The sequence below is a fragment of the Streptomyces africanus genome (genome assembly GCF_002150735.1).
Classification (GTDB): Bacteria; Actinomycetota; Actinomycetes; order Streptomycetales; family Streptomycetaceae; genus Streptomyces; species Streptomyces africanus.
Genome location: NZ_MUKA01000266.1, coordinates 1 through 244, shown reverse-complemented (window position 1 = coordinate 244; position 244 = coordinate 1). Strand labels below are relative to the sequence as shown.

Genomic DNA, 244 nt, shown 5'->3' with positions numbered 1-244 from the left:
GCGCGGTCAACCTGCTCGACCCGGAGAGCGTGGTGCTGGGCGGGGAACTGTCCGGGCTGGCGCCGTGGTTGCTGCCGTCGTTGCGGGACGAGCTGGCGCGCCGCACGGCGGGTCCGGCCTGTCCCGTGTCGGTGTCCCGGCTGGGTCCGCAAGGGCCGCTGCTGGGCGCCGCGCACTCGGTCGTGCGGGCGGTGCTGGACGATCCGGCCACCGTTGCCGTGCGGGCCTAGTACGGCCCAGGCCA

The 244-nt window shown here is 75.8% G+C and carries 1 pseudogene; it reads left to right on the top strand.

What is annotated here, in order from left to right:
- A pseudogene (locus CCL05_RS46520) lies at positions 1-230 on the top strand (ROK family protein); the annotation flags it as partial.
- Positions 231-244 lie beyond the last annotated feature (14 nt).